This is a genomic window from Microbulbifer sp. ABM4_008 (assembly GCF_056311705.1).
Genome location: NZ_CM149970.1, coordinates 20944 through 45999 on the forward strand (window position 1 = coordinate 20944; position 25056 = coordinate 45999).

Annotated in this window: 20 protein-coding genes; 6 read left to right on the forward strand and 14 right to left on the reverse strand. The window is 51.9% G+C overall.

Features of this window, described 5'->3' with window-relative positions; all coding sequences use genetic code 11:
* Window positions 1–765: 765 nt before the first annotated feature.
* The 3 genes from ACYX4J_RS00100 to thiI form a co-directional block, all read right to left on the reverse strand.
* On the reverse strand, window positions 766–2835 hold the full coding sequence (locus ACYX4J_RS00100) for a glycosyl hydrolase family 18 protein (protein ID WP_476177604.1): 2070 nt from the start codon (window positions 2833–2835) through the stop codon (window positions 766–768).
* 533 nt (window positions 2836–3368) lie between these two features.
* On the reverse strand, window positions 3369–5177 hold the full coding sequence (gene typA / locus ACYX4J_RS00105) for a translational GTPase TypA (RefSeq protein WP_282930811.1): 1809 nt from the start codon (window positions 5175–5177) through the stop codon (window positions 3369–3371).
* Between the two features lie 200 nt (window positions 5178–5377).
* The gene (thiI, locus tag ACYX4J_RS00110; RefSeq protein ID WP_282930812.1) at window positions 5378–6859 is read right to left on the reverse strand and encodes a tRNA uracil 4-sulfurtransferase ThiI; all 1482 of its coding nucleotides are present in this window, start codon (window positions 6857–6859) and stop codon (window positions 5378–5380) included.
* Window positions 6860–7184: 325 nt separating this feature from the next.
* Here thiI and glnA point away from each other — a divergent pair, with 325 nt between their 5' ends.
* The 4 genes from glnA to ntrC all read left to right on the forward strand — a co-directional run bounded on the left by glnA (window position 7185) and on the right by ntrC (window position 12143).
* Window positions 7185–8591: a glutamate--ammonia ligase gene (gene glnA, locus ACYX4J_RS00115; RefSeq protein ID WP_108734896.1), complete on the forward strand. Its 1407-nt coding sequence runs from the start codon at window positions 7185–7187 to the stop codon at window positions 8589–8591.
* A gap of 188 nt (window positions 8592–8779) precedes the next feature.
* Complete coding sequence (locus tag ACYX4J_RS00120) at window positions 8780–9334, forward strand: DUF4124 domain-containing protein (RefSeq protein WP_444895769.1); 555 nt, start codon at window positions 8780–8782, stop codon at window positions 9332–9334.
* 316 nt (window positions 9335–9650) lie between these two features.
* On the forward strand, window positions 9651–10733 hold the full coding sequence (gene glnL, locus ACYX4J_RS00125; RefSeq protein ID WP_444906938.1) for a nitrogen regulation protein NR(II): 1083 nt from the start codon (window positions 9651–9653) through the stop codon (window positions 10731–10733).
* 3 nt (window positions 10734–10736) lie between these two features.
* Complete coding sequence (gene ntrC, locus ACYX4J_RS00130; protein WP_444906939.1) at window positions 10737–12143, forward strand: nitrogen regulation protein NR(I); 1407 nt, start codon at window positions 10737–10739, stop codon at window positions 12141–12143.
* 69 nt (window positions 12144–12212) lie between these two features.
* On the opposite strand, the gene ACYX4J_RS00135 is transcribed toward ntrC, so the two are convergent.
* Window positions 12213–14111, reverse strand: coding sequence for a hypothetical protein (locus ACYX4J_RS00135; protein ID WP_476177605.1), 1899 nt, complete (start codon window positions 14109–14111; stop codon window positions 12213–12215).
* 200 nt (window positions 14112–14311) lie between these two features.
* Between ACYX4J_RS00135 and ACYX4J_RS00140 the strand changes: the two genes are divergently transcribed.
* A complete protein-coding gene (locus ACYX4J_RS00140; protein WP_444906941.1) occupies window positions 14312–14647 on the forward strand; it encodes a PAS domain-containing protein in 336 nt (111 codons plus the stop codon).
* Between the two features lie 67 nt (window positions 14648–14714).
* Here the strand turns inward: ACYX4J_RS00140 and ACYX4J_RS00145 are convergent, their stop codons facing one another.
* Entirely contained in the window at window positions 14715–15236 is a 522-nt protein-coding gene (locus ACYX4J_RS00145; protein WP_444940470.1) for a peroxiredoxin family protein, read from the reverse strand.
* Between the two features lie 158 nt (window positions 15237–15394).
* On the opposite strand from ACYX4J_RS00145, the gene ACYX4J_RS00150 reads away from it, so the two are divergent.
* The gene (locus ACYX4J_RS00150) at window positions 15395–16192 is read left to right on the forward strand and encodes a bestrophin-like domain (RefSeq protein ID WP_444940471.1); all 798 of its coding nucleotides are present in this window, start codon (window positions 15395–15397) and stop codon (window positions 16190–16192) included.
* A gap of 73 nt (window positions 16193–16265) precedes the next feature.
* Here ACYX4J_RS00150 and ACYX4J_RS00155 read toward each other — a convergent pair whose 3' ends face one another.
* The 9 genes from ACYX4J_RS00155 to yrfG form a co-directional block, all read right to left on the reverse strand.
* Window positions 16266–17345, reverse strand: a complete 1080-nt coding sequence (locus ACYX4J_RS00155; RefSeq protein WP_413663709.1) for an AI-2E family transporter — start codon at window positions 17343–17345, stop codon at window positions 16266–16268.
* An 82-nt stretch (window positions 17346–17427) separates the two neighbouring features.
* Window positions 17428–18138: a D-Ala-D-Ala carboxypeptidase family metallohydrolase gene (locus ACYX4J_RS00160; protein WP_476177606.1), complete on the reverse strand. Its 711-nt coding sequence runs from the start codon at window positions 18136–18138 to the stop codon at window positions 17428–17430.
* 16 nt (window positions 18139–18154) lie between these two features.
* Window positions 18155–18835: a hypothetical protein gene (locus ACYX4J_RS00165; RefSeq protein WP_444940473.1), complete on the reverse strand. Its 681-nt coding sequence runs from the start codon at window positions 18833–18835 to the stop codon at window positions 18155–18157.
* Window positions 18836–19021: 186 nt separating this feature from the next.
* Entirely contained in the window at window positions 19022–20569 is a 1548-nt protein-coding gene (locus tag ACYX4J_RS00170) for a phosphoenolpyruvate carboxykinase (protein ID WP_282930824.1), read from the reverse strand.
* A gap of 277 nt (window positions 20570–20846) precedes the next feature.
* A complete protein-coding gene (gene hslO / locus ACYX4J_RS00175) occupies window positions 20847–21725 on the reverse strand; it encodes an Hsp33 family molecular chaperone HslO (RefSeq protein ID WP_476177607.1) in 879 nt (292 codons plus the stop codon).
* A 151-nt stretch (window positions 21726–21876) separates the two neighbouring features.
* Window positions 21877–22338 carry a DUF4124 domain-containing protein gene (locus ACYX4J_RS00180; RefSeq protein WP_445355457.1) on the reverse strand — a complete coding sequence of 154 codons (462 nt, stop codon included), beginning with the start codon at window positions 22336–22338 and terminating at the stop codon, window positions 21877–21879.
* Window positions 22339–22363: 25 nt separating this feature from the next.
* Entirely contained in the window at window positions 22364–23857 is a 1494-nt protein-coding gene (locus tag ACYX4J_RS00185; RefSeq protein WP_476177608.1) for a S1C family serine protease, read from the reverse strand.
* 85 nt (window positions 23858–23942) lie between these two features.
* Window positions 23943–24320, reverse strand: a complete 378-nt coding sequence (locus ACYX4J_RS00190) for an RNA-binding S4 domain-containing protein (RefSeq protein ID WP_444895780.1) — start codon at window positions 24318–24320, stop codon at window positions 23943–23945.
* Between the two features lie 15 nt (window positions 24321–24335).
* Window positions 24336–25019 (reverse strand): GMP/IMP nucleotidase, encoded by a 684-nt coding sequence (gene yrfG / locus ACYX4J_RS00195; protein WP_444895781.1) that lies wholly within the window; start codon window positions 25017–25019, stop codon window positions 24336–24338.
* Between the last annotated feature and the right edge of the window lie 37 nt (window positions 25020–25056).

Consider the following 25056-nt stretch of genomic DNA (forward strand, 5'->3'; position numbering starts at 1 on the left):
ATAGTTACTTCTTATTTAAAATTTTTAGTATCTCAGCGAGAACAGTCTTTATCTGAGAACGCTATCTTGGCAGGCCTTACTACTGAGGGATATATTTTATCAATGCGGCCAGTAATGTTTGTTTCTATAATATTGTTTGCGACCTTCTTTAAGCTGCTTGCATACTTAATCCCTACGGAAAAATAGAACTTGATAAAGAGTTAAGTCTAAGATATTGGGAGACTATAGGTTGAGGCAATCAATTCGTAAAAATTTTAGAATCTTATCGTTTTTTTAACTTTGATAGTCTTGGGGATAAATAGTTATTTTGTTGCCAGCTCCAATAGAGTGAAATTTAACTCATTATTTTCCCTTTTTCCTAAAGAGTATAATTGGAGCCAAATTCAGGCGGTTGAAACAGCTAATGGCACTGGTCCGGCACCTAGCCGATGAATTCCAAAATACATTTTAAGAATGGATAATAAAAAATTAATTTAATTGATTGTAAGTTTTAGAGATTTATTGCCTCTTACCCCAGACTCAGAATTTATCTGCGAGATCAAAAGCACATTTAGTATGAGCAAAGTTTGACAGATAATGGTATTCGTTGGCTGAGATATATTTTGTCAAAGGATAACTTTGGTGAAGTGATGCATATCTTACAAGATACGCCGTAATAATTATTTTAAGGGCGGACTAAATAATAAATGGAAAGGACCCGATAAGGGCCCTTTTATTGAAATATTGAGCCGCCTTCCTTGAGAAGACGGTCAAAGTGTATCCAGGTTACTGGCAGGAACTCGCTTCCCAGTACTGGGGGGCGCTAGCCGGGGACCACCAGTTGGGACCAAAGGTAGACACATAAACCTGGCCTTCAAAGGTTACTAGGTCGCCAACTTGATAGCCTTCGTCACCAGCATATGGCTGCTGGAATTCGGGGCAGGAAGCGGTCTCACCTGAACCTTGATCGCTGTCGGTGTTGTCATCGGAACCGTTATTGGCGTTGTCGTCAGAACCGCTATCGGAGCCATTGTTGTTGCTATCGTCAGAGCCGCTGTCGGAACCATTGTCGGAGCCTTCGCCCTCAGTTTGACAGGTGGTTTCGGTCCACAGCGATGGCGCGGAACCTGGAGACCACCAGTTTGGCTCGTGGGTGGACTCGTAGGCGACTCCTTCAAAGACAACAACGTCACCGACTGAATAACCTGGGTCGCCGGCATAGGGCTGCTCAAACGCGACGCAGGCGCTGCTTCCGCCATTATTATTGCCACCGCCACTTCCGGTGTCGCCAGTATCTCCGGTGTCTCCAGTGTCTCCAGTGTCTCCAGTGTCTCCAGTGTCTCCAGTGTCTCCAGTGTCTCCAGTGTCTCCAGTGTCTCCAGTGTCTCCAGTGTCTCCGGTATCTCCGGTATCTCCGGTGTCTCCGGTGTCTCCGGTGTCTCCGGTATCTCCGGTATCGCCAGTATCTCCGGTATCGCTATCACTGGAGCCACCCTGTCCGAAAACTTCGAGTGCGGCATCGAGTAGTGGATACTGGTATTCATTGTTCTCCAATAGCATTCCACCGCGTAGCTGCCAGATCATCACGCCACCAAGGCCCTGGTCGAGCACATATTGGGCGCGTGCGGCGATAGAAGTCGTATCTTCGAAAGAGATAAAACCGCCATCCTCAAACCAACCATAGTGGGTGACGGCCTCGGGATCGTAAGCGGTCTGGAATGAAGAGTCGCTCTGCATTTTCTCAACGATCTGGTAGTAGCGCGTCTCGGTGTCAGAGCCCCAGTGAGCGACGTCTTGTCCGGAGGCGGCTTCACCGATTGCGGTGGCGCCAGCCACGCTGCGGCCGTAGTGGGACATACCCAGGGTGATTTTCTCAGCAGGAATATTGCCCTCAGTCATCCACATATTGCGGCAGCTGTCTGCGTCGAAGCCTTCGTTGACCTGGCCTTCATAGGGGTACAGCGGCGAGGTATGCTGGGCTACGGTATCCCAGTCGCCACCAAAGTCATAAGTCATCAGGTTGACATAGTCGAGGACTTCGCCCACAGCAGCAAAATCATAACCCTCTTCTGCAATCGAGGGGCCACAGGCCACGGCAGCGGTCAGTTCCAGATTTTTGCCGGTCTCCGCTTCAACCTCATCGAAGCGCGCGCGCAGCTCTTGCAGCAGGGTGGTGAAGTTTTCTTTGTCGATCGAGCGTCCGCCGTTCGGTGCATAGCCGGGGTATTCGAAATCGAGATCGAGACCATCGAAATCCCAGTCAGTAAGCAGTGTCACTGCATTTTCGATAAAGGCTGCACGTGCGGTGTCGCTCTCCATCATCTCGGAGACTTTGTGGGAGAGGGTCCAGCCGCCCATAGACAGGATCGCCTTGGCACCGTCGTCATGTACCGATTTTACAAAACCTGATTCGTGGTCATTCCAGCCCTGGCAGACCGCGGGCTGAATACTGGAATCGTATTGGCTGTAGGGGTGCCAGAATTGCGGCGAGCATTTTACGGGACCATCACCGGCGCCGCCGGAAAATGATTGGGCGCCCAGGCCGTAGAAAACGTAGGGGTCTGTAAAGTAGATGTTGCCGTCTTCGTCATTCCAGGCAAAGGCGTACTGAACGTGAGTGAGCTTGGAGAAATCCACGTTGTCATGGGTGAAGGATGAGTCGGCCCAGTATTCCCAATCGGCCCAATAGGCAGATACACGTTTAGAGGTTTCTTGTGCGCTGACGTTTCCGCTGATGGCGATTGCTGCTGCGAGTGCCGCCGCAGCTTTTAATTTAAACCCAAATTTAGATCCGCGTTCACTGCGGCTGCCCACCAACATCCTTGTTCGATCCTGAGATTGCAGGAAAGAAAACATTAGATTGACCTCCCATAGGTCTTAATTATGTATAAAGAAATTTGTCGTTATATGTGGAAAAATTTGAATAAATGGAGAGGTAAAAGTTCCGCGAGGAAATGTGGAATAAATGTGCAAGCCACGGAGGGTAGTGGCTGAGTGGTTATATTTATTTCCGCTGTAATTTTATGATGGGGACAATAAAAAGTGCGGGCATAAATTTAATTGCACCTTCCAGGAATAAATATTTGAGCAGATAAACGATAAAAATGGTCGATTATTTAATATCAAAAGAAGATAAATTTTCTTTTTTGGGTAAGAGATTGGAAAAAAATACCGGATTCTGGCGAGCGATATTTACGGCCTCTTGCAGGCAGCCTCCCTGCAGTTTAGTGCAGCACGGCTTCTGTCGAGTTAATCAATCACCTCTTTACTATGGAATGTTGCTACGGAGAAGTTTTTGATTGTCCCTCTTCAGGGATTGAAGATGTCATGATATGGCAAAAACAAAAAAGGGCCCAGAGGGCCCTTTTTAAAGTTGAAGAAAATACTAATTATTTCTTCGCACGCTTGCGCATATTTTCCTGCAAAATTTTCTTGCGCAGGCGGATAAAGTTGGGAGTCACCTCTACCAATTCATCGTCTTCGATAAATTCCAGAGCCTGCTCAAGGGTGTGACGAATGGGTGGTGACAGAGTGAGCGCATCGTCAGTACCTGACGCGCGCACATTAGTGAGCTGTTTGGCCTTGGTAGGGTTTACTACCAGGTCGTTGCCACGGGAGTGAATACCGACGATTTGGCCTTCGTAGACCTCTTCGCCGTGGCCCAGGAACAAGCGACCACGATCCTGCAGTGCGAACAGACCATAGGCGAGGGTTTTGCCCTTGACCATGGAAACCAGTACACCGTTGATGCGCTTGGCCACCTCACCCTGCTTCACCGGACCGTAGTGGTCGAAGATACTGGTCATAATGCCAGAACCACTGGTGATGGTAAGGAATTGGGAGCGGAAGCCGATCATGCCGCGCGAGGGCACGATAAAGGTTAGGCGCACGCGACCTTTGCCGTCGGGCTCCATATTGGTGAGATCGGCCTTGCGCAGGCCCAGCTCTTCCATAATGGGCCCCTGATGAGGTTCCTCAACATCGATAACCACTTCTTCATAAGGCTCGTGGATCTCTCCGTCGACCTCTCTCTGCACCACTTCGGGGCGGGAAACGCCCAGCTCGAAACCTTCTCGGCGCATGGATTCGATCAGGACAGACAAGTGCAATTCGCCTCGGCCGGAAACCTTGAACTTATCAGGAGAGTCGCCTTGCTCTACACGCAGGGCCACGTTGTGAATCAGCTCCTGGTCAAGACGCTCTTTGATGTTGCGCGAGGTAACGAACTTGCCGTCCTGGCCAGCAAAGGGGGAGTCGTTGACCTGGAAGGTCATGCTTACGGTGGGCTCGTCCACGCTCAGGGCGGGCAGGGCTTCTGGAGTATCCAGATCGCACAGGGTATCGGAGATATTTAGCTCACCCACACCGGTGATACACACGATATCGCCAGCACTGGCTTGCTCCACTTCTACACGCTCCAGGCCGAGGTAACCCATAACCTGCAGGACCTTGGCTTTGCGCGAGTTGCCCTCGCGATCGAGAACTACCACTTGCTGGTTCGGCTTCAGGGTACCGCGAGTGATACGGCCAACGCCGATTACGCCTACGTAGCTGGAGTAGTCCAGAGCGGAAACCTGCATCTGGAAGGCGCCGGTGGGGTCAACCTTCGGGGGCTCAACCTTGTCCACAATCATCTGGAACAGCGGCGTCATATCGTCGGCCAGGTCGGTGTCGTCGAGACCGGCGATGCCGTTCAGGGCGGAGGCGTAGACAACCGGGAAGTCCAACTGTTCGTCGGTGGCGCCGAGGCTGTCGAACAGGTCGAATACCTGATCCATCACCCAGTCGGGGCGAGCGCCGGGGCGGTCGATCTTGTTAATCACCACGATCGGGTTGAGGCCCTGCTCAAATGCCTTCTGGGTTACGAAGCGGGTCTGCGGCATGGGGCCATCTACTGCGTCTACGAGCAGCAGAACTGAATCCACCATGGACAGTACGCGCTCTACCTCGCCGCCGAAGTCGGCGTGCCCAGGGGTGTCGACAATATTGATGCGGTAGTCATTCCAGCGGATAGCGGTGTTCTTCGCCAGGATGGTGATGCCACGCTCACGCTCTTGATCGTTGGAGTCCATGACGCGCTCGGCGCCTTCGTCGCGGCGGTCGAGAGTGCCGGACTGGGACAACAGCTTGTCCACAAGGGTGGTTTTGCCATGGTCTACGTGGGCGATAATCGCAATATTGCGCAGATTCTCTATCACTGGGGGCCTCTGGGCGTTAAATCTTGGTAAGTCGGGGCGGGGGCCTGCGGGGTTTCTACAGCAGCATTCCGGCCAAAGGCGGCGATTATAGGGGGGCCGCATGACAATTGGGAGTGATTTTGAGTAAAAAATCACCGCCCCGGGGCGCTGATCGCTTTAAAACCCGCGCGGGCGGTAATTGCCCGCGCCTTGAGCAGAAGTTACTTCTTAATGGTTTCCGGTCTGTGGGGAATCAGCGGGCGCAGCACGCCCACATTGCGAAAACCTTCGTCCAACAGGTGTGAGGCGTGCAGGCGGCTCATAACGCCTTTGGAGCAATACAGGAGGTACTCACGCTCTTGGTCCAGGTGGGCAAAGCTGTTGTTGAGACGGTAGAAAGGAATAGTCTGCACCTCACAGCCAAGCTCCAGTGGATCCAGCTCCTCCTCATCCGGGTGGCGGATATCGATAACCACAGCGCTGCCCGGCTCTTCGCGGATCTCCACATCCGGTGCTTCGCCATCGACTTCTTCGATCACCTGATCAATATTTTGCATCACCCGATTGCTGATAGCGCGATCGAGGACGGTGAAATCGAAGCGGTTTTCCTCGGACTCCACTTTTTCAATCTTGGCGCGGGTGGTGGGTTTTACCGAGATAACGCCGCAGTATTCCGGCATATTGGCGGCGAACTCTTCAGTGCCGATGGCCCGGGAGGTGCGGATAATATCGGTCTTGTCGGTGGTGATCAGTGGGCGCAATACCAGGGTATTGGTAACACTGTCGATCACCGACAGATTTTTCAGGGTCTGGCTGGAAACCTGGGCGATGGCTTCACCGGTGACTACGGCGTCCACCTCCAGTTCCTTGGCGATCACATCGGCGGCGCGCAGCATCATGCGCTTCAAAATAACGCCCATATGGGAGTCGTCGACCCGCTCGAGAATCTCTGCCACTACTTCGTCAAACGGCACGGTGATAAAGCGCACCCGGTGGGAAGCGCCGTATTTGTTCCACAGATAGTAGGCGACTTCTTTCACGCCCAGCTCGTGCTGGCGTCCGCCCAGGTTGAAGAACAGGAAGTGGGTGCGGATACCGCGCTTCATGGTCATGTAACTGGCCACGGTAGAGTCGAAGCCACCGGAGACCAGTGACAAAACCGGGTCTTGCGTGCCCAGGGGGAAGCCGCCCAGGCCGGGATGCTGCTCTTCGATCACGTTGAGCTTGTCGTGGCGGATCTCCAGCTTAACGGTGATGTCGGGGTTTTTCAGTTTGACTCCGGATGCCTCGGTATTCTTGTTGAGGCCGCCACCCACATACTGTTCCACATCCAGAGACTGGAAGTCGTGTTTGCCGGTGCGTTTAACCCGTACACAGAAAGTCTTGTCTTTCAGGGCTGCGCCCCAAACCGACAGGGTTTTCTCGTACATGTCGTGCAGGTCACCCAGGGGGAACTGGCGCACGCGGGAGAAGTTGGCGATGCCGGGGGTGTGAGAGAGCACCTCTTCGATACGTCCACCCAGGTGGGACACAGCATCGGGCGCGATCACATCGATCTTTTCCCAATCCTTTCGCACCTGGATACGGTCGTCCAGCTGGCGCAGCAGGCGCTGCAGGTTGTCCTTGAGCTGGCGCGACATGCGCTTGCGCACAGGGTTGCTCTTGATGGTGATCTCTGGAAAAAACTTGACGACAAAGTGCATGGGAATCCGTGGGGTACCGCATGTTGATAGAAGGTGCGGCATTATAAACTAGCCAGAGCCAAGTTGGTTGTGCACTGTTTGCGGGCGAAGCGAGAACAAATATGTTCTATTTTGGTGCGTATTTATGTGGCTGCTCGGCCACAATACATCTATCCTGGCTGCGTCAGCACTTTGCTGGGGCTCGCACCGGCGCCAACCGGGACTATGAGGCGATTGCCCTAATTTGGCACACTCCTTGCTTTATTTCACGCCAGGTAGAGAGTGAATGCCGGCAGCGACAGCAAGGCATAGCGACCAATTACTTTTCAAGACCTGGAGGACTGCAATGTCAGCGAAAACGCTCGGTTTGATTAATGAAAGTGAAGCGAAATGGATAGACCTGCGCTTTACCGATACCAAGGGTAAAGAACAACACGTTTCCATCCCTGCGTCGGAAGTTGACGGTGAGTTCTTTGAAGAAGGCAAAATGTTCGATGGTTCTTCCATCGCCGGTTGGAAGGGCATCAACGAATCCGACATGATCCTGATGCCGGACGACGAGACCGCTTTCCTCGACCCCTTCACCGATGAGAGCACTGTTATCATTCGCTGTAACATCGTCGACCCAATTACCGGTCAGGGTTACGAGCGAGATCCTCGCTCCATCGCATTGCGCGCTGAGGAATACCTGAAGTCCACTGGTCTGGGTGACACCGCTCTGTTCGGTCCCGAGCCCGAGTTCTTCGTATTCGACGACATCACCTGGGGTGCCGAAATGGGCGGCGCCTTCTACAAGATCAACTCCGAAGAAGCAGCCTGGTCCTCAGGTCACAACTTTGCAGAAGGCAATATTGGTCACCGTCCCGGCGTTAAAGGCGGTTACTTCCCGGTTCCTCCGGTGGATTCCCTGCACGACGTTCGCGCCGCAATGTGTTCTGCGATGGAACAGATGGGCCTGCGCGTAGAAGTGCATCACCACGAAGTGGGTACTGCTGGCCAGTGTGAGATCGGCGTTGCCGCCAACACCCTGACTAAGAAAGCGGACGAAGTACAGATCCTCAAGTACGCTGTACACAACGTTGCCCACGCCTACGGCAAGACCGCGACCTTTATGCCCAAGCCGCTGGTTGGCGATAACGGTTCCGGTATGCACGTTCACCAGTCCTTTAGCAAGGATGGCGTAAACCAGTTTGCCGGTGACGCCTACGCTGGTCTGTCCGAAGCTGCTCTGTACTACATCGGCGGTATCGTTAAGCATGCTCGCGCCCTGAACGCGCTGTGCAACGCTTCCACCAACTCTTACAAGCGTCTGGTACCTGGCTTCGAAGCGCCGGTAATCCTGGCTTACTCTGCGCGCAACCGCTCTGCGTCTATCCGTATTCCTTTCGTGCCCTCCCCGAAAGGCAAGCGCATCGAGACTCGCTTCCCGGACCCGACCGCCAACCCATACCTGTCTTTCGCCGCACTGCTGATGGCGGGTCTCGACGGTATCAAGAACAAGATCCACCCTGGCGATGCTGCGGACAAGGACCTGTACGATCTGCCGCCGGAAGAGTTGGCTGAGTACCCGACTGTCGCTTCCAGCCTGGAAGGCGCCCTGGATGCTCTGGATCAGGATCGCGAGTTCCTGACAGCCGGTGGTGTATTCACTAACGATGCTATCGATGCCTACATCGAGCTGAAGCGTGAAGAAGTAGAGCGCCTGAACATGACCACTCACCCGGTTGAGTTCGATATGTACTACTCCGTGTAATGGCGACCGGCATCACGATGATGCCGTCGAGCTGTTCTCGAAAAGCCCGCGCCACCCTGGTGCGGGCTTTTTTATTGCGAGTACACTGTCAGTGGAAGTGAATTGAGTGCCGCTATGCGGAGGCTCAGGAATATCCCATTGGCCCGATCTGGGAAGAAAGGAGCGTCCGCCCTGCGGTCGAAAACACTATGGCAAGGTTTTGGCAATTAAAGGCCCTGTTACTCGCAATGCCTCTGGTGGCAGTTGCGGCTTCTCAAGAGAATGAAGAGGCTGGCGCGATCTACAAAGTGGTTGGGCCCGATGGCCAGGTCAGTTTTAGCGATACACCACCGGCAAATGGCAACTCAGAGAAAGTGGATTTAGCCCCAATCAATATTCAGCCAATTGCGCTGCCCCGCCAGCTGCCCACAAGAAAGCTGTCGCCCAAAAGTGATGATGGAGAGTTGGGGCCGGTATCGATTCGAATTGTGAGTCCAATTAATGAGGCGACTATTCCGCCAGGGCAGACACTGATAGCGCTTCAGGTGGATGTGGCCCCCAATTATCCAGAGGGCGCTAGCTTTTATGCGGTTATTGATGGGCAGCGCTGGCAGGGAAGTTCGGCTGGTAACTCCCTGGATATCTCCGCCCTGGTCCGCGGTACCCATACGCTCAAGGCGGTTCTGCTAGGGCCCAAAGGGCAAGTATTGGCCCAGTCGCAAACGATCACAATTCATGTCAAGCGCCCGATAGCTCGGGGGTGAATGTTTGAGGGAGTGCAAAGCTCCCGCTACCCCTTACTTCGCTCTAAAGTCCGCCTGCCTGTTTTTTGACCTATGCACCTTAATGGTGCATTCTCTCTGTGGTCGGCGGCATCCTATTTCTGAGACTGAATACTCGCAATGCCGTTGTTGCTAATCGCGCACTGATTGTGTCCGGTTGAAGCTGCTTCCGCCTACAAATGCCAGCTTATGCGCCATTTTGGTTTGCTTTTTGCACTGACTAGATACAGCGCTAGTTTGCTGGGGGTGACCAAAGGGAGTTTGGTCAGAGCCTCGGAATGAATCGGAAATTTTGTGAATGCTGAATGATCGCCAGTTGCGCCAATTACTCGATAGCCTGACTTCCGCAGTGTTGGTGCTGGATGAAAACTTATCGCTTTGCTATTTGAACAATGCTGCTGAGGACTTGTTTGCCGCCTCCAGTACCCGGGTTAAAGGCTCGAAGTTGGAGGAGGTGGTGCGAGAATCTCCCACTGCCTATGAGGCTATGCGGGAAGCATTGCGCAAAAATGAGAAGTATACAGTGCGCCGGGCCAGTTGGAGGTTGAACAATCTTGAAACCCGGACCGTGGATTACTCAGTCAGCCCGGTCCCCGAGTTTTCTGTGCTACTTGTGGAAGTGCAGCCGATGGATCGCCTGTTGCGAATTGCCAGGGAAGATGCGCTGCTCAGTGCCCAGGAAACGACACGAAACCTGGTTCGCGGTATGGCCCATGAGGTCAAGAACCCCCTCGGTGGTATCCGCGGGGCGGCACAACTATTGCAGCGCGAGTTGCCGGACCGGGAGTTAGACGAATATACACAGATTATCATCGAGGAAGTGGATCGCCTGCGCAATCTGGTTGACCGTTTATTGGGACCACGCCAGCCGGTAGTACTGGAGCCGGTTAATGTGCACGAGGTTCTGGAGCGGGTTGCCCAATTACTGGATGCAGAGTGTATCGGTGAGCTTCAAATTCGCAGGGACTACGATCCGTCTATTCCCGATGTTCCCGCCGATAGCGAACAATTGATTCAGGCGCTGCTTAATATTGCCCGCAACGCCATGCAAGCCATCGATGAAAGTATTGGCCTCAGTAGTGGGGAGATGGTATTGCGTACGCGTATCCAGCGCCAATTCACCATTGGCCGCCGCAACTGCCCATTGGTCTGCCGTATAGAAATTGAAGATAACGGCCCGGGCATACCGGAGGAAATTCGCGAGCGGATATTCTTCCCGATGATATCCGGCCGCGCCGAGGGTTCAGGTCTTGGACTTTCAATTTCCCAGAACATTATTAATCAGCACAAGGGGCTGATTAAGTGTGACAGCCAACCCGGCCGTAGCATTTTCCAAATTTATCTGCCCCTGACTACCGAATTAGCTAATACAGGAACCTAGAGAATGAGTAATCGCGTTTGGATTATTGACGACGACAGATCAATCCGCTGGGTGCTGGAGAGAGCGCTATCGCGTGAGGGAATTGATACCCAGTGTTACGAGAGTGGCGACCGCGCCCTGGATGATTTCTATAGCGATTCACCGGATGTAGTAATCAGTGATATCCGCATGCCGGGCTCCGATGGCTTTAAATTGTTGCAGCGTTTCCAGGCTGAACGACCGAGTCTGCCGATAATTATTATGACTGCGCACTCGGACCTGGATAGCGCGGTAGCTGCTTACCAAGGGGGAGCCTTTGAATACCTGCCTAAGCCATTTGATATTGATGAGGCCGTAGCGGTAACCCGGCGCGCATTGATGCACGCCAGTGAACAGAGTGCTGAAGAACGGGTTGAGCCGGAAAATGGTCAGGGTAATAAAGAAATTATTGGAGAAGCGCCGGCGATGCAGGAGGTCTTCCGTGCGATTGGCCGTTTGTCTCACTCCAATATCACCGTTTTAATCAACGGTGAATCCGGCACCGGTAAGGAGTTAGTGGCGCAGGCTCTGCACAATCACAGTCCGCGCAGGGATAAGCCATTTATTGCATTGAATATGGCGGCTATACCCAAGGACCTGATGGAGTCTGAATTATTTGGCCATGAAAAAGGGGCCTTTACCGGTGCCAGCTCCCAGCGTGCCGGACGTTTTGAACAGGCCAATGGTGGCACCCTGTTTCTAGATGAAATTGGTGATATGCCCGCAGATACGCAAACCCGGTTATTGCGCGTGTTGGCTGATGGTGAATTTTACCGTGTCGGTGGCCACACCCCGGTCAAAGTGGATGTGCGTATTATTGCGGCGACTCACCAGGATCTGGAAGAGTTGGTATGTCAGCATAAATTTCGCGAGGACCTGTTTCACCGCCTGAATGTTATTCGCATCCATATTCCAAGACTCGCGGATCGCCGTGAGGATATTCCGCGATTGGTGAGGCATTTCTTTAATGCTGCGGCAAAAGATCTGGGGGTGGAATCAAAGATCCTAACCAAGGAAACTGAGGAGTACCTCTCTGGGCTGGATTGGCCTGGTAATGTACGACAACTGGAAAATACCTGCCGCTGGATTACCGTGATGGCCTCTGGGCGCGAGGTGCATATTGAAGATTTGCCACAGGAGTTGCATCAGCAGGGCGCGACGACAGAAACACCGGCAGACTGGCAAAAAGCACTGCGCTTGTGGGCTGACCAGGCCCTATCCTCTGGGCAGCGCGAAATTTTAAATGAGGCTGTTCCCGCATTTGAAAAAGCGTTAATAGAAATTGCGCTTAAGCATACTGCTGGGCGTAAACGCGATGCAGCTGATCTATTGGGATGGGGTAGAAATACCTTGACACGGAAGCTAAAAGAATTGGAGATCGGTGGGGAATAAAGAGAGTTTGTGCTTGGGGAAAATTTTTCTCCAAGCACATTTTTCAATTAAAATAGATTGCAGCTGGTTTTAGATATCTACTTTTTTAAAGCGGCCAATGAAGCCGTTTTTATAATCTGTCTGGCCTTCTTCTAGTCTTGAAGAGAAGATTTCAAGGTAAGATTCAAGATAGTAGATATCCTCATCGGTATTGATAAGTCGTAATCGCCTTTTTTTCCATAGTATGCAGTCTTCAGATTGTCCCTCGCAGGATGGCAGGTAAGCAGCAGTGGAATTCTCCTCCGTTTCCAGATTTGGATCATAGTAGTGGTTCGAAACTATTGAGCCGTCTGCTGCTATCTCCCACGAGCCTTTGCGTTCATCCGTCATCCAGTCATAGTCAGAAAATGGATTGAATGGATCGAGAGGGTAGGTAAATTCTTGTTGAATAGTTCCATTATCGGAATAAACGACTGCCCAAATATTGGGAGTTGGAAATGAAGTGTGAGTCTCCACTCTTAATGGAGGAGCCTCAAGTAGTGTGTCATCTTCTTCAACCAAAAAACTAGAAAATATATCTGTTGTGCCATCGCTACCTGTGCTAACGGCAATGACCCTGGTCGCATTTCCGAATGTACTCATGGGAATGTAACGTGTTTGTTGGCCACTTTCGTAGTTTATGACTAATTCATTAGTTAGAACTGCTGAAAATGTTTCTTCTTCTTTTAGGTCCGGCCCAAATTTCTCTTTACCAGTATTCTCAGAGTCCATGCTGAACTTTCCAGAGAAGTATTTGCAGTTGCAGTTTTGGTGGAAATTTGGATGGTAAGTTTTAGTTGAAAAGTGACTGGGAATTGATTCCCAGGAGGCGGAATAACTTGTATTTATGGTGTTTAAGTATCTTTTTTCGCTGTATTCATATTGCTCCCCGCTCTGGCTTGTACAAGTGCTATTGAGGTTGATCTCCAGTACCTGGCTATATGGCGTCGAATAAATATGCCTTGTATTAAAGTTGCTGTTTCGAATATCTATACAGTTATGAAGGCTGAACCTGCCCCAGCTTACTCCGTCAGCTATTTGTCCATTAATGTCACCGTCCTCATCCAGTGACAGAGTGAACTCTCCAATTCCAATAAAATTAGCTGTGCCGGAATTTTGTAATTCTTCCTTGAGTTGTATGACCCCGGGTATTAAATTGTCGCTGCCTGAGCTTCCAGTCAAAAAGATTGTTTCTAAGGATTCATTCAGCCTGTAATTCTGTTGGTGAGAGTAATTATTGTCTAGGATTTTCAGTAGAAGCTCCTCTGCATACTCTTGATTTGATTGAATTATGTCTTCTATATAGGCTTTTGAGAATGAATAATCTCTGATGAAGTCTGTCGTATTTGAATATCTATCTTCGAGAAAGAAAAAGTTCGTGTTGTCTGAGAACTCTTCATTAATTGCACCTTTTAGGAATATAGCTAAATTAATAGCATCCTCCATAGGCACTTCGAAAATATGTTTTTTTAGGCCTTCAGTGGTTGTGATTTCACTGTTGTTGTTTGATATCTCTGCAAGGTTGGAGATCGACGCTGATAAGCTGTTTAACACTAAACCCGGGTTATTGTTGAGGTAGCTTACTTCATTATTTATTGCTTGGCTCGAGAGTTCACTAAATGACCCAGTATAGGATTTAAAACTGTAACTCCAGTCATCTGAGACCGCACCCTGCGCAATTATGGTTACTAGCTCGTCGCTATGGTCGCCTTCTATTTCAACCGTGAATTCATTGTTGTTTGTTTGCTCGGCAGTATAATGGCTTTCGCCAATGCTGACTGTTATTTCTGGAAACTCAGAGAAGCTTTCGTCAAAGACTCCATGCAGGGTAATTGATGACTCTTCTGGTGCCGGCTCTGGGCTAGATGAATTGCTTCCTCCTCCGCTACATGCACTAACAAGAATCGATGATGCTGCTAGTATTGTTAGGTGTCTGGTCAGTTCCTTCATAACCTCTCTCTATATTCAATATTAATTATTGGCCGTATAATACCTTTGTGAAGTTAAATTGCACGGCATAATAGTGGTACGCATGCATTAGGTTGCAAAGCTAAGTTTTCCTTTTATTTTTTTATGAACTTATAGGGTCGATTAACTCAGCTATTATTATTTTTATTAAATGCTTAATGTGAGTAATCCACAGGTGTTATATGACTCGAGATGAATTGAAAGTCGTTGATGACGTTCCATTCTTGTTTTGGGTAAAAGATAAAAGTGAGAAATATATTTGGGGTAATCAAAGGATATGCGAATTGGCCGGAGAGGATGTGGTTGGTAAAACTGATGTCCAATTGGCCTGGGCAGAGAATGCCAAAGCGTTACGTGAAGCTGACCAGCGTGTATTTTCCTCAGGGGAACCCGATTACCTTCTCGAGCATGTCGTTCAATCTAGCCTGGGTGAAGTTAATCTAAGTGTGTGTAAGTGGCTGGCGGATTTTGAAGGAGAGCAATGTTGTTTTGGAATTTCTTTTTCTATTAAGAAGTGATTTTGCAATACAAATAGCCCAAAATTTGAGCTATTTGATATTTATAGTAATTGATCTGGATTACCCTTCAGGTTGAAACTTTTTTAATTCCCAATTCACCAAGCGTTCGCGCTATATCCTCTGCGCTGGTTGCCGGTTTAATATCCTTGTCAATTTTTTTAATTCGGCCATCTTTACCGATATAAATGGTAACGCGACGGGCGATATTCATTACGGGAATAAGTACATCGTACGCTTTAGCCGTTTCACCGGTGGGGTCACTGAGTAACGGGAAGTCCGCTTCGCTCTCTTCAGCAAATCGGGTGTTATCGTCAAGATCATCTGTACTGGCCATAAAATAGGTGACTTCATAATCTTTGATCAAGTGACCGTTTTGGGCGAGCGATTTACACTCTATGGTGCAGCCACGGGTGAATGCCTTGGGAAACCAAGCGATCACAACAGCGCTTTTTCCCTGGAGGTCCGCCAATGTGTGGGTTTGGCCATCAGACCCCTGTAGAGTGAAATTTGGCGCCATTTCACCAACTTCCAGAGCGAGGCTGGGAAGGCTGATAAACGCCGTAATTAAGAGGGTCAGCAGATATTTCACGAATATTTTTTCCTTGTAGTTTACCGATACGCCTATGCTACTGCCCTAAGGCCTAACTGGCCAATAGCTCTGCTATAACTGCTATGCTTTATGCGCCAAAGTAAGAATATTGGTGCGTCAATGCACCGTTATGGACTTGCCGTTTTGCAGGGGCTTAAATGCGCTTTGACAGCCTTTTCTATACTCTGCCACTTCCACTGATCTATACCATTTCAGTTGCCGTAGTGCTTTGCGCTTTAGCTGTGGGGATTTATCTGGGGCAGCGGCGGGTAGTGAATGCCAGTATCAAGGAGGATTCTTCCCTGGGCAGTGCGGTAGCTGCCACTTTGGGCCTGGTCGCATTCGTTTTGGCATTTACCTTTAATATGACAGCCGACCGATTTAATGAACGCAAGGCATTGCTGTTGCAGGAGGTCAATACCATCCAGGCCGCATATTTAAATGCGAGCTTTCTGCAATTGGATAAGCAGGATAAGGCGCGAGACCTAATAGCTGAATATGCAAATCTTAGGGATATTGACCCATCAATCGCCGTCACTCCGGAAGATGTAGCTCGCAGTGAGGAAATTCACCAGGCTCTTTGGCGTATGATCGAGGCGCACATCGCACAGGATTACAACGCCGATTATTTACGCCAGTTTGCCGAGCAGGTTAACGGGATGGTAGATCTGCACCGCGCCAGGGTTGTGGTTGGGCTGCAATACCGTATACCGGGTCCACTCTGGCTCTCCCTGTACTTTATGACCATTTTGGCGATGCTGGCAATTGGATACCAGTTGGGTATAAGTCGCGGGGGATCTGCTCAAGTAGTTATAGCTTTGGCCCTGACTTTCTCAACAGTGATTTTACTGGTGGCGGATTTGGATCGGGCAAATGAGGGAGCACTGTTGGTTGATCAGTCGCCGATGAGCGATCTCAATTTGCAGCTGAAAGAGCTACAGGAGGCTGCCCCCTGAGCTGTTGTGCGAGTTGACTTTGCATATTAATAGGATGGGGCGGAATTAAGGATTTTCCGCCCCGGGGAACAGGTTAAAGATCTTCAGGTTTTTGTGGCATTAAGACATCTTCGGGATGCACAAACTCACGCATAAAAATCTCCCAGAAGGCGAGAAATAGTGCGGCGAGTAAGGGCCCTATCGCAAAGCCACTGATTCCAAACATAAACAGACCGCCGACAGTGGAGAATAGTACTAAATAGTCGGGGAGTTTTGTGTCTCGACCCACCAATATTGGGCGCAACAGGTTATCTACCAGGCTAATCACGGTGAAACCATAGGCGAGTAAAATCGTTGCCTTCATGGGTTCGCCAATAGCATAGAGGTAAATAGAAGCGGGGAACCAGATCAATGCGGCACCGACGGCGGGCAGCAATGACAACAGGGTCATTAAAACACCCCAAAGGACCGGTGCCGGTAGGCCCAGCACCCAGAAAATAATTCCGCCCAAGCCGCCCTGGGTAATAGCGACTACCAGATTTCCTTTGATGGTTGCGCGAGTGACTTCAGCGAACTTTGCCAACAAAAGGTGCTCGCGCTCATCACCCAGTGGCAGGGCGTGGATAATCAGGTTTACCAGTCTTTCACCATCGCGAATCAGAAAGAAGGTGAGGTAGAGCATTAAGCCCAACATAACGAAAAAGTTAACAGTATTCTGTCCGACCTCAATCGCATTTTTTGCGACGAAGCTACCGGCATTCATCACTCCACCCATCAGGCGCTGCTTGGCCTCCTCGACATCCACGCCAATACTTTCGAGCGTGCTGTTAACCCTGGGGAAAGCACTGCGAATCTGCTCAAAGGATTTAGAAACATCAATTTGTCCTTCCTGGATCCGGTGATACAGAGTTACCGCTTCATTAATAAAAGAGGTGGCCACTACCAATACGGGTATCACCAATAGAACGATACACATAAACAGGGTTAGCAGAGCCATTAAATTAGGCGAATTGGGAAAGCGCTGCATCAGCAGACGGTACACGGGGTAGAAAATCAGTGCGGTGGCACAAGCCCAAAAAATAGGGGTAAAGAAGGGTTTTATTAGGAGTAAAAAAGCTACGCTGACCAATAATAAGGTCAATATAAATGAGCGCCTTTCCAGTTTTTCTTGCACTGCGACTTCCTCTGCTTCTCTTTCGGCAGCCCAGTGGTAGGGCGCCTAATTTTTGCTCTATCTAAGCAGATGCAGTGGGGTTTTACCAGCGCCTATATCCGCACGTATCCACGTGAAATCGAATGCCCCGATAGATTCCGAGGCCCATTTGCCACTCGCGGCCGTTGCGCTTGTGGATATCCCTCAGTACGGGCACCAATTGCTCTCGGGAGAACTTCTTTTTCGGAACTATATCCAGCCCGCAGAAATGCAGATGTTTACTTCCCTTGGAACCCCCGGCCTTACGGTTGTAATCCACTGTGCGCCACCCGGAGACCACTGTTACTGGGCCGACGCGGGGCACTATTTCCCGCTCGATTACCCGCAGAGTATTTACGATGCCCCACCAGAGCTCCTTGGGAGGGATGGCGAATGCGGGTTCGTCCAAATCCTGCCAGTCACTGCCCTGACGCAATAGCTCATAGGGTTGTACAACCTGTTCAACCCGGTTGGAGCGCAGGAATTTTTTGAGTTGAGTAAAGCGTGCATGGTTATTGCCTTTGCTCAGGAAGCGGCTGAATGCCCTCTCGGAAGCTGCCGGATAGCCCTGGATATCGTAAACCTCCGGGATCATTAGCAGCGGTAGGATATCGATAGGGGATTTCATCCGGTCATCAGCCTCGCGCGCTCGTTCGTAAGTAAAAACAAATAGACCGGTGAGAATCGCCAGTGCGATTGCCCCAATGATGATGATCCGCCAGCGCAGTTGACGCTGGCCGATTTCTACGCACTCTTTGTTACTTTGCATAACCATCGGGCAGCTCCCTCAATTACCAGGTGCGATAGCCACAGGTATCGACATGAAACAGGACATCGTCAATCAGGCCCATCCCGACATTGCTGTCGGGACCGAGGCGTGCGTGCAGTGTGCTTAGCTCTTCAGCGAGTTCGTTTTTACCGATATTGGAATTCGGAATTAAGTCCAGCCCGCAAAAGTCACGGTGGCGGGGCTGGTCTTCGGTCACAAGTTTTCGGTTGTAGGCATCAGTGCGGTAAGCGGAAACTACGGTGACAGGGCCAATTAGCGGTATTACCTGATCTCGCACCAGGGTGAGGGTTTTCACAATATTGGACCACTGGTCCCTGGGTGGTATGGCGAATGGGGGTTCCCCCAGTTCCAGCCAGTCCCCCCCCTGTCGCAGAAGATCACGAATAGGAAAAACCTCGGCGACACCCCGGTCCCGAAGCAATTGATTGAGTGCTTGTACGCTGGAGCGGTTACTGCCCTCTCGCAGGAATTTGTTAAAGGTCTCCTCGTTGGCGAGGCGATAGCCACGCTGCTCGACATAGGACTTCTCTTGCGAGGAGAGGAATAGATAGAGCCAGAGGGTAAACAGGATGGCACTGAGTATTAAAGTGAGGGCACTGACGACCACCCGATTGACTCTTTGCCCGGGCGGCTTGTGTGGGAACAGAGTTTCGAAGCGAGTAAACGAGTTACCTGCGGACATAGTGCTCGCGATTGCTGCTGAGAGAGTTTTTCCTCCGACGCTAAAATCGTCGGCGCCTGTTTACTCACTATAGCCGCAAAAATCGACGGGCTGCGGGCTTGGGATCAGCCACAAAAAAAGCCGCCGCTCCTGGGGGAGCAGCGGCTTTTGGGTCACGGACAGCGCACTGTGCCCGACAACCTCTACTTAGGCTTTAGGGCCTGCATTTTTAACGTCTTCGCTGACATTGAACTTCTCAATGTTCTCGGCGAACAGCTTGGCCAGCTTGCCTGCCTGATCGTCGTAAGCAGCTTTGTCAGCCCAGGCTTCACGAGGGTTCAGGTAAGACTTGTCCACGCCGGGCACTTCCATCGGGATATCCAGGTTCAGGGCATCCAGGTGCTCAGTGGCAACGCCTTCCAGGGCGCCGCTCTGGATAGCGGCAACGACAGCGCGGGTTACCGGAATCGGGAAGCGCTTGCCGTTGTCGCCGGAGCCGCCGGTCCAACCGGTGTTTACCAGGTAGACCTTGGAGCCGAACTCTTCGATGCGCTTCATCAGCAGGTCTGCGTATTCGCGCGGTGCACGGGGCATAAACGGCGCGCCAAAGCAGGTGGAGAAAGTCGGGTGGATACCGGCCTCTGCGCCCAGTTCGGTGGAGCCTACGCGGGCGGTGTAGCCAGACAGGAAGTGGTAAGCCGCAGCCTCTTTGGAGAGGATGGATACCGGTGGCAGTACACCGGATACATCGCAAGTCAGGAAGATAACGTTCTTCGGCTCGCCAGCGCGGTTTTCCAGCTGACGCATTTCGACGTGCTCCAGCGGGTAGGAGCAGCGACCGTTTTCAGTCAGGCTGGTGTCGCAGTAGTCAGCAGTGCCGTGATCGTTGGTTACCACGTTTTCAACGATGGCACCGAAACGGATGGCATCCCAGATTACCGGCTCATTTTTCTGGCTCAGGTCGATGGTTTTCGCGTAGCAGCCACCTTCCATATTGAAGACGGCACCCTTGGTCCAGCCGTGCTCATCGTCACCGATCAGGTAGCGCTCGGGATCTGCGGACAGGGTGGTCTTGCCGGTACCGGACAGGCCGAAGAACAGGCAGGTATCGCCATCTTCGCCGACGTTAGCCGCGCAGTGCATGGGCATCACGTCTTTTTCCGGCAGTAGGAAGTTCTGTACGGAGAACATGGCCTTCTTCATTTCGCCGGCGTAGCGCATACCGGCCAGCAGTACTTTGCGCTGACCGAAGTTGATAATTACGCAGCCTTCGGAGTTGGTGCCATCGCGCTCGGGCTCACAGACAAAGTGAGGAGCGTGCAGGATTTGCCACTCTTCCTTGGACTTGGGGTTGTACTTTTCGGCGCGGATAAACATGTTGCGGCCGAACAGGTTGTGCCATGCAGTTTGGGTGGTCACTACCACTGGCAAGTAGTGATCTTCATCCTGGCCCACATGCAGGTGCTGAACAAAAGTATCGTGACCGGCAACAAAAGCCTCTACACGATCCCACAGGGCGTCAAACTTATCCTGCGGGAAAGGACGGTTGACGTTGCCCCAGGCGATGCTGTCGGCAGTGGAGGGCTCTTCTACAACAAAGCGGTCAGCCGGGGAGCGACCGGTGCGTGCGCCGGTTTCAGTCACCAGAGCGCCTGTATCTGACAGCTTGCCCTCGCCGCGCGTCAGAGCCTGCTCTACCAATTGTGCCGGTGATAGGTTCTTGAAGACCATCGCGGAGTCGTCGATCTGTGCCATTCGTGGAATACCCGTGAAAGTTGGACAGTAAATAAAATGGGGCTGCCCAAGGTTTAGACAGCCGTAGAAAATTTTGGGGGCGCATTATTGCAAAATTCAAAATATGCGGATACCAACTATGGCTATTTTGTAGTCAATGACAGCGCTGTCATGGAAAATAATGTCGACTTGAATTCATGCAATTTATGGTCTAGGTCTTGATTATTTTTTTTCTGAATTTAATAGGGGGAGTAGAGGGCTGCGCTGAGGATTCGGCGGTTGCGCAGCCCTGCGCGCATTAGTGAAGAGTGTGGGGGGGAGCGTTGAGGAGCGACTCAATTTGATCCCGGTCAAAGCGGTACTGGGTGTTACAGAATTGGCAGTCCGCGATAATCTCACCCTGCTGCTCTTCCAGCAGGCGGTAGACATCCTCTGCACCCAGGGAAACCAGCGCGCGGGCGCTGCGCTCTCTCGAGCAGCTGCACTTGAAACGAATAGTGTCGGTACCCAGGGTTGCCGGCTCCAATTGGTGGAATAGGCGGTGAATCAGCTCTGGGTGGGAAACGGTAAATAACTCCTCGTCAGTTACGGTCTCCGCTAAGTGAATCGCTGTTTCCCAGGCGTCCTGATTTTCCTCTTCCGTGGCGGCATTATTGCCCGGCAGAATCTGTAACATAAGACCGGCGACGGTATTGTCACTGCTTTCCAGCCATACGCGGGTAGCCAGCTGTTCCGATTGCTTAAAATAGTCTTCCAGGCAGCCGCCCAGGTTGTCCTGCTCCATGGGAACCACACCTTGATAGCGCTCACCGCGCTTTGGCTCAAGGGTAATGGCCAGGGCTCCACGGGGGCCGATCATATCGCGCAGGGTAGCGTTTTCGTCGATTTGTGCACCCTCGGCAACTCGGGCGATGCCGCGCAGGTCGCTGTGGTGAGTGCACTCCGCCATAATCATCGGCACATCGCCTTCGCCACGGGCCTGGAGGCTCAGGACACCTTCGAACTTCAGTGTGGTTGAAAGCAGGCTGGCTGCAGTGAGGAACTCCCCCAGCAGGCGGGCTACTGGCGTAGGCAGCGGGTTGTGTTCCAGTACATCGCGGTAGGAATCAGTAAGTGTCACCACCTGTCCGCGAATATCGTGTTTGGAGAAAATAAAGCGTTCCAGCTGATCGGACATAGGTCGGGGGCTCTCGGTATTAAAACCGCAGGATTTTAGAGGTGGATATGCCTAAATGGTAGCTGTCGCTGATCATTGCTGATGTAGTAGAGGAAGAATGTAAAGCGCTACCCCATTATCACAATGGGTCAGCGCTTATGGAGGAGGGTAATTAGCCGCAGTAGTATTTAATTTCCCGCTGAAGCTTTTCAGCTATTTGCTGCCTCTCCCGCTCGGTGCGACGAACCTCTTTGCCGTTATTGTCGAGAAACACAACCCGCCCTTGAATGGCTTCAAGGTCATTGCGAGCCTTGTCGCAGGCTTTCTTCATCTTTTGCTGCTTTTCCTGTTTCTCGCGCAATTGGCGCTCGCGGTATTCATCATCAACCTTTTGAGAAACTCTCGATCTCGTTGCGGTTGTTAAAATAGGCCGCCGACTGCCATTGGAGCCAATAGAATTGATCGGGGCCAGATCCCCCGAAACATCCTCGGCTTTGGCGTCAGTCGGGGGGCGATCGCCAAAGTGTACCCGGCCACTTTCATCGACCCAGCGGTACATCTCTGCGCTGCTTGCGGTTGCACTAGCGGCCAGTATAAGGCCGCCTATTACGGAACGTAGACACAGTAATTTCACGGCTACTCCATGCCCTTCTATATTTCTATTCTTCTTTATTGGCCAGCTGGCTGAACAACCCCTGTGAATGGCGCTGGGGGATATGGTAGGTCTGCAGTATCAGAGGCTGCTGCTCCTGGGCCTCTGCCGCATCCAAGACCATCCGATAACCGGAGCGGTCGCGCAAATCTACAAAGTCCCGTTTGTTGCCTTCCATCAATTGAGCGAACTCGTCGAAGTCCTTGATGCTGTGGCCATTTACTGAGTCGATAATCCAGTTCTTCCAGTCGTGGTAACCGAGGTTCACATTGGCGGGCAGTACTTTCAGGGCGACGACCAGCTCGCGGCGCTCCTCGTCACTCCATTGATTGCGGGCATAGAGGTAGTCAATAGGCGCCTTGGAGTGCCAGTTTTTGCCCCAGCGTTTGATCAGGTTCATATTCAGGGGCACAAAGACAACACCGCCGTAGATATAGTAGCGGGGCTGGCGGTCAAATTGCTCTCCCAGCACCATAGCGCGTGAGGGAGGTGTTGCGGCCAGCGTGACCTCAGCGGTCTGCTCTTTACCATCGCGGGAGAAGCGCACGGGTAAACGTTCACCGACATGGTGGCGGTCCACAGCATAGTGGTAGTTGGTGCGCTGGTTTTCCCTCCATTCCACAGTCCGGTCAGCCGCTACTTTAAAGCCATCGACTTCGAGCAGGACATCGCCGGGTTTAAACACTTCAGCTGCGGGGGAATTGTCGAACACTTTAACGACCATGGCACCATCCTGGTCTTCCTCGAGACCGGCCGCTTTTTTCATCGATGGGCTTTCCAGGCTCTGGGTTACCAGTCCCAGTTCGGGGAACCCTTGGTGCACATTGTCCTTGGCATCTTCTAAGACATGAGCGATCACGCTGGGGGGGACAAAGTAACCCAGGTTTTCAGCGCTCTGGTTGGTTTGCATGGCCACGCCGACGATGCGGCCATTGGAGATAACCGGACCGCCGCTGTTGCCCGGGTTGATGGCCGCATCTATCTGGCCCGCCATCAGGTAACTTTCCGCATGGGCATAATATTGGTGCTCCACGCGGGAGAGTACTCCGCGGGTAATCGAAAGGGATTTGCCACCAATTGGGTAGCCGTAGACGGTGACCTCTTCCTGCAGGTCGGGCAATTTTCCGAGGGCCAGGGGGCGGGTATCGATGAAAAAGCTTTCGTCATCGACGGTCAGCAGGGCGAGGTCGGCATCGTGGGAGACAAATTTCACTCGGGCGCGGAATTTCTTTGCATCGCCGTGGCGCTGCACCTGGATAAAGCTGCCGTTGGCCACCACGTGTGCGTTGGTCAGGATTTGCTGGTTGCGGATAACGGCACCGGAACCGGACAGCTGCTTGGGGTTGAGCAGGGCCCAGGGGTTGAAATAATCCGGGGCGGCGGCGGTGGTGTAAATCTTGATGATTGAGCGCTTGAGTTGCTCGTGTTCTCGGCTGTCTGCTAGGGCGGTTTGTGTACCGAGCAAAATCAGCAGGGAAATGGCGATCAGTCGTTTCATCATGGCTGTTTTCTATCCGGTTAAGTGGGGGCAGTTTAGCAGCTAAAGTGGGAAATGGCGGAAATTTCACCACTTTTGTCTGCCGAGTCTACTCTTGTTCCCGCAGGAAGCGGTGTATCTGACGGCGTTGCTTTTTATTAGGTCGCTCCTGTTGCATCCCGGCATTGGCTGCCTGTCGCTCGGTTTTCTCTTTTTTCCGGCGGGCGATACTGTCTTCGGTCTCGCGGTATAAGGTGCGAGCAATCTCGGCGCCGCGCCGCTGATCCGATAGAGCGGTTACTTCAACTTCCAGCAGATCCCAGCCCTGGCGGATGCTCAGTTTGACACCGGTAGTGACTTCCTTGCTGGCTTTGACCCGCTGGCCATCGGCGTGGACTTTTCCACCTTCGATCGCCTGCTTGGCAATACTGCGAGTCTTAAAGAAGCGCGCGGCCCAGAGCCACTTATCGATACGTACTTTTTCCATAGTTTCCTTGTGAAATCAGGCGGACCCGGTGTCCAGTCTGCTGCGGTTAAAAGCCATGATCTCATCAAAATGATGGATCGCCGGGAAGTTGGTGATTTCCCGTTTGGGCCCGCGGCTATCCGGTTGGCGAATACACAATAGGTGGGCGATACCGTAGTCCTGGGCCGCGCTCAGAACAGATTGGTTATCGTCGACAAACAGGGTGTTCTCCGGGTCAAATTCCAGGTTATCTCGCAGAGAGTCCCAGAAATTGGCACTCTCCTTGGCATGCCCATAATCATGGGAGGAGATGATGCCGTCAAACCAGCGGTCGATACCGGTGATCTCCAGCTTGTGATCCAGCCCTTGACGGTGCGCATTGGTCACGAGGTAGGTGGGCTTTTGCAGTTGTTGCAGGCCGCTCAGAAACGCCTCAGTGTGAGGGCGCAGGGCGATGCGGGTCTCGATTTCGCGCAATATGCTGAGGATATCCAGCTCCAGTTTTTCCGCCCAGAAGTCCAGGCAGTACCACTCCAGCGTACCGCGGCGGGCATTGATCTCAGCCTCGAGCTTCTGCTGGGCTTCCTGCGGGTCAAAGCCGTGGACTTCAGCGTAACGCTTGGGCAGGTGCGTGAGCCAAAAATGATTGTCGTAATGCAAATCCAACAGGGTGCCGTCCATGTCCAGCAATACGGTATCGATACTTCGCCAGTCGAGCATGGGAGCTATGTACCTCTTTGAAATGGGGCGGGAAGAC

Coding starts and splice junctions, on each gene's coding strand:
- yrfG (WP_444895781.1), bottom strand. CDS start 25,019: ATGCTCGACTGGCGAAGTATCGATACCGTATTGCTGGACATGGACGGC.
- ntrC (WP_444906939.1), top strand. CDS start 10,737: ATGAGTAATCGCGTTTGGATTATTGACGACGACAGATCAATCCGCTGG.
- ACYX4J_RS00150 (WP_444940471.1), top strand. CDS start 15,395: ATGCGCTTTGACAGCCTTTTCTATACTCTGCCACTTCCACTGATCTAT.
- ACYX4J_RS00165 (WP_444940473.1), bottom strand. CDS start 18,835: ATGTCCGCAGGTAACTCGTTTACTCGCTTCGAAACTCTGTTCCCACAC.
- ACYX4J_RS00140 (WP_444906941.1), top strand. CDS start 14,312: ATGACTCGAGATGAATTGAAAGTCGTTGATGACGTTCCATTCTTGTTT.
- hslO (WP_476177607.1), bottom strand. CDS start 21,725: ATGTCCGATCAGCTGGAACGCTTTATTTTCTCCAAACACGATATTCGC.
- ACYX4J_RS00135 (WP_476177605.1), bottom strand. CDS start 14,111: ATGAAGGAACTGACCAGACACCTAACAATACTAGCAGCATCATCGATT.
- glnL (WP_444906938.1), top strand. CDS start 9,651: ATGCTGAATGATCGCCAGTTGCGCCAATTACTCGATAGCCTGACTTCC.
- ACYX4J_RS00160 (WP_476177606.1), bottom strand. CDS start 18,138: ATGGTTATGCAAAGTAACAAAGAGTGCGTAGAAATCGGCCAGCGTCAA.
- ACYX4J_RS00120 (WP_444895769.1), top strand. CDS start 8,780: ATGGCAAGGTTTTGGCAATTAAAGGCCCTGTTACTCGCAATGCCTCTG.
- ACYX4J_RS00190 (WP_444895780.1), bottom strand. CDS start 24,320: ATGGAAAAAGTACGTATCGATAAGTGGCTCTGGGCCGCGCGCTTCTTT.
- glnA (WP_108734896.1), top strand. CDS start 7,185: ATGTCAGCGAAAACGCTCGGTTTGATTAATGAAAGTGAAGCGAAATGG.
- ACYX4J_RS00185 (WP_476177608.1), bottom strand. CDS start 23,857: ATGATGAAACGACTGATCGCCATTTCCCTGCTGATTTTGCTCGGTACA.
- ACYX4J_RS00170 (WP_282930824.1), bottom strand. CDS start 20,569: ATGGCACAGATCGACGACTCCGCGATGGTCTTCAAGAACCTATCACCG.
- thiI (WP_282930812.1), bottom strand. CDS start 6,859: ATGCACTTTGTCGTCAAGTTTTTTCCAGAGATCACCATCAAGAGCAAC.
- ACYX4J_RS00100 (WP_476177604.1), bottom strand. CDS start 2,835: ATGTTTTCTTTCCTGCAATCTCAGGATCGAACAAGGATGTTGGTGGGC.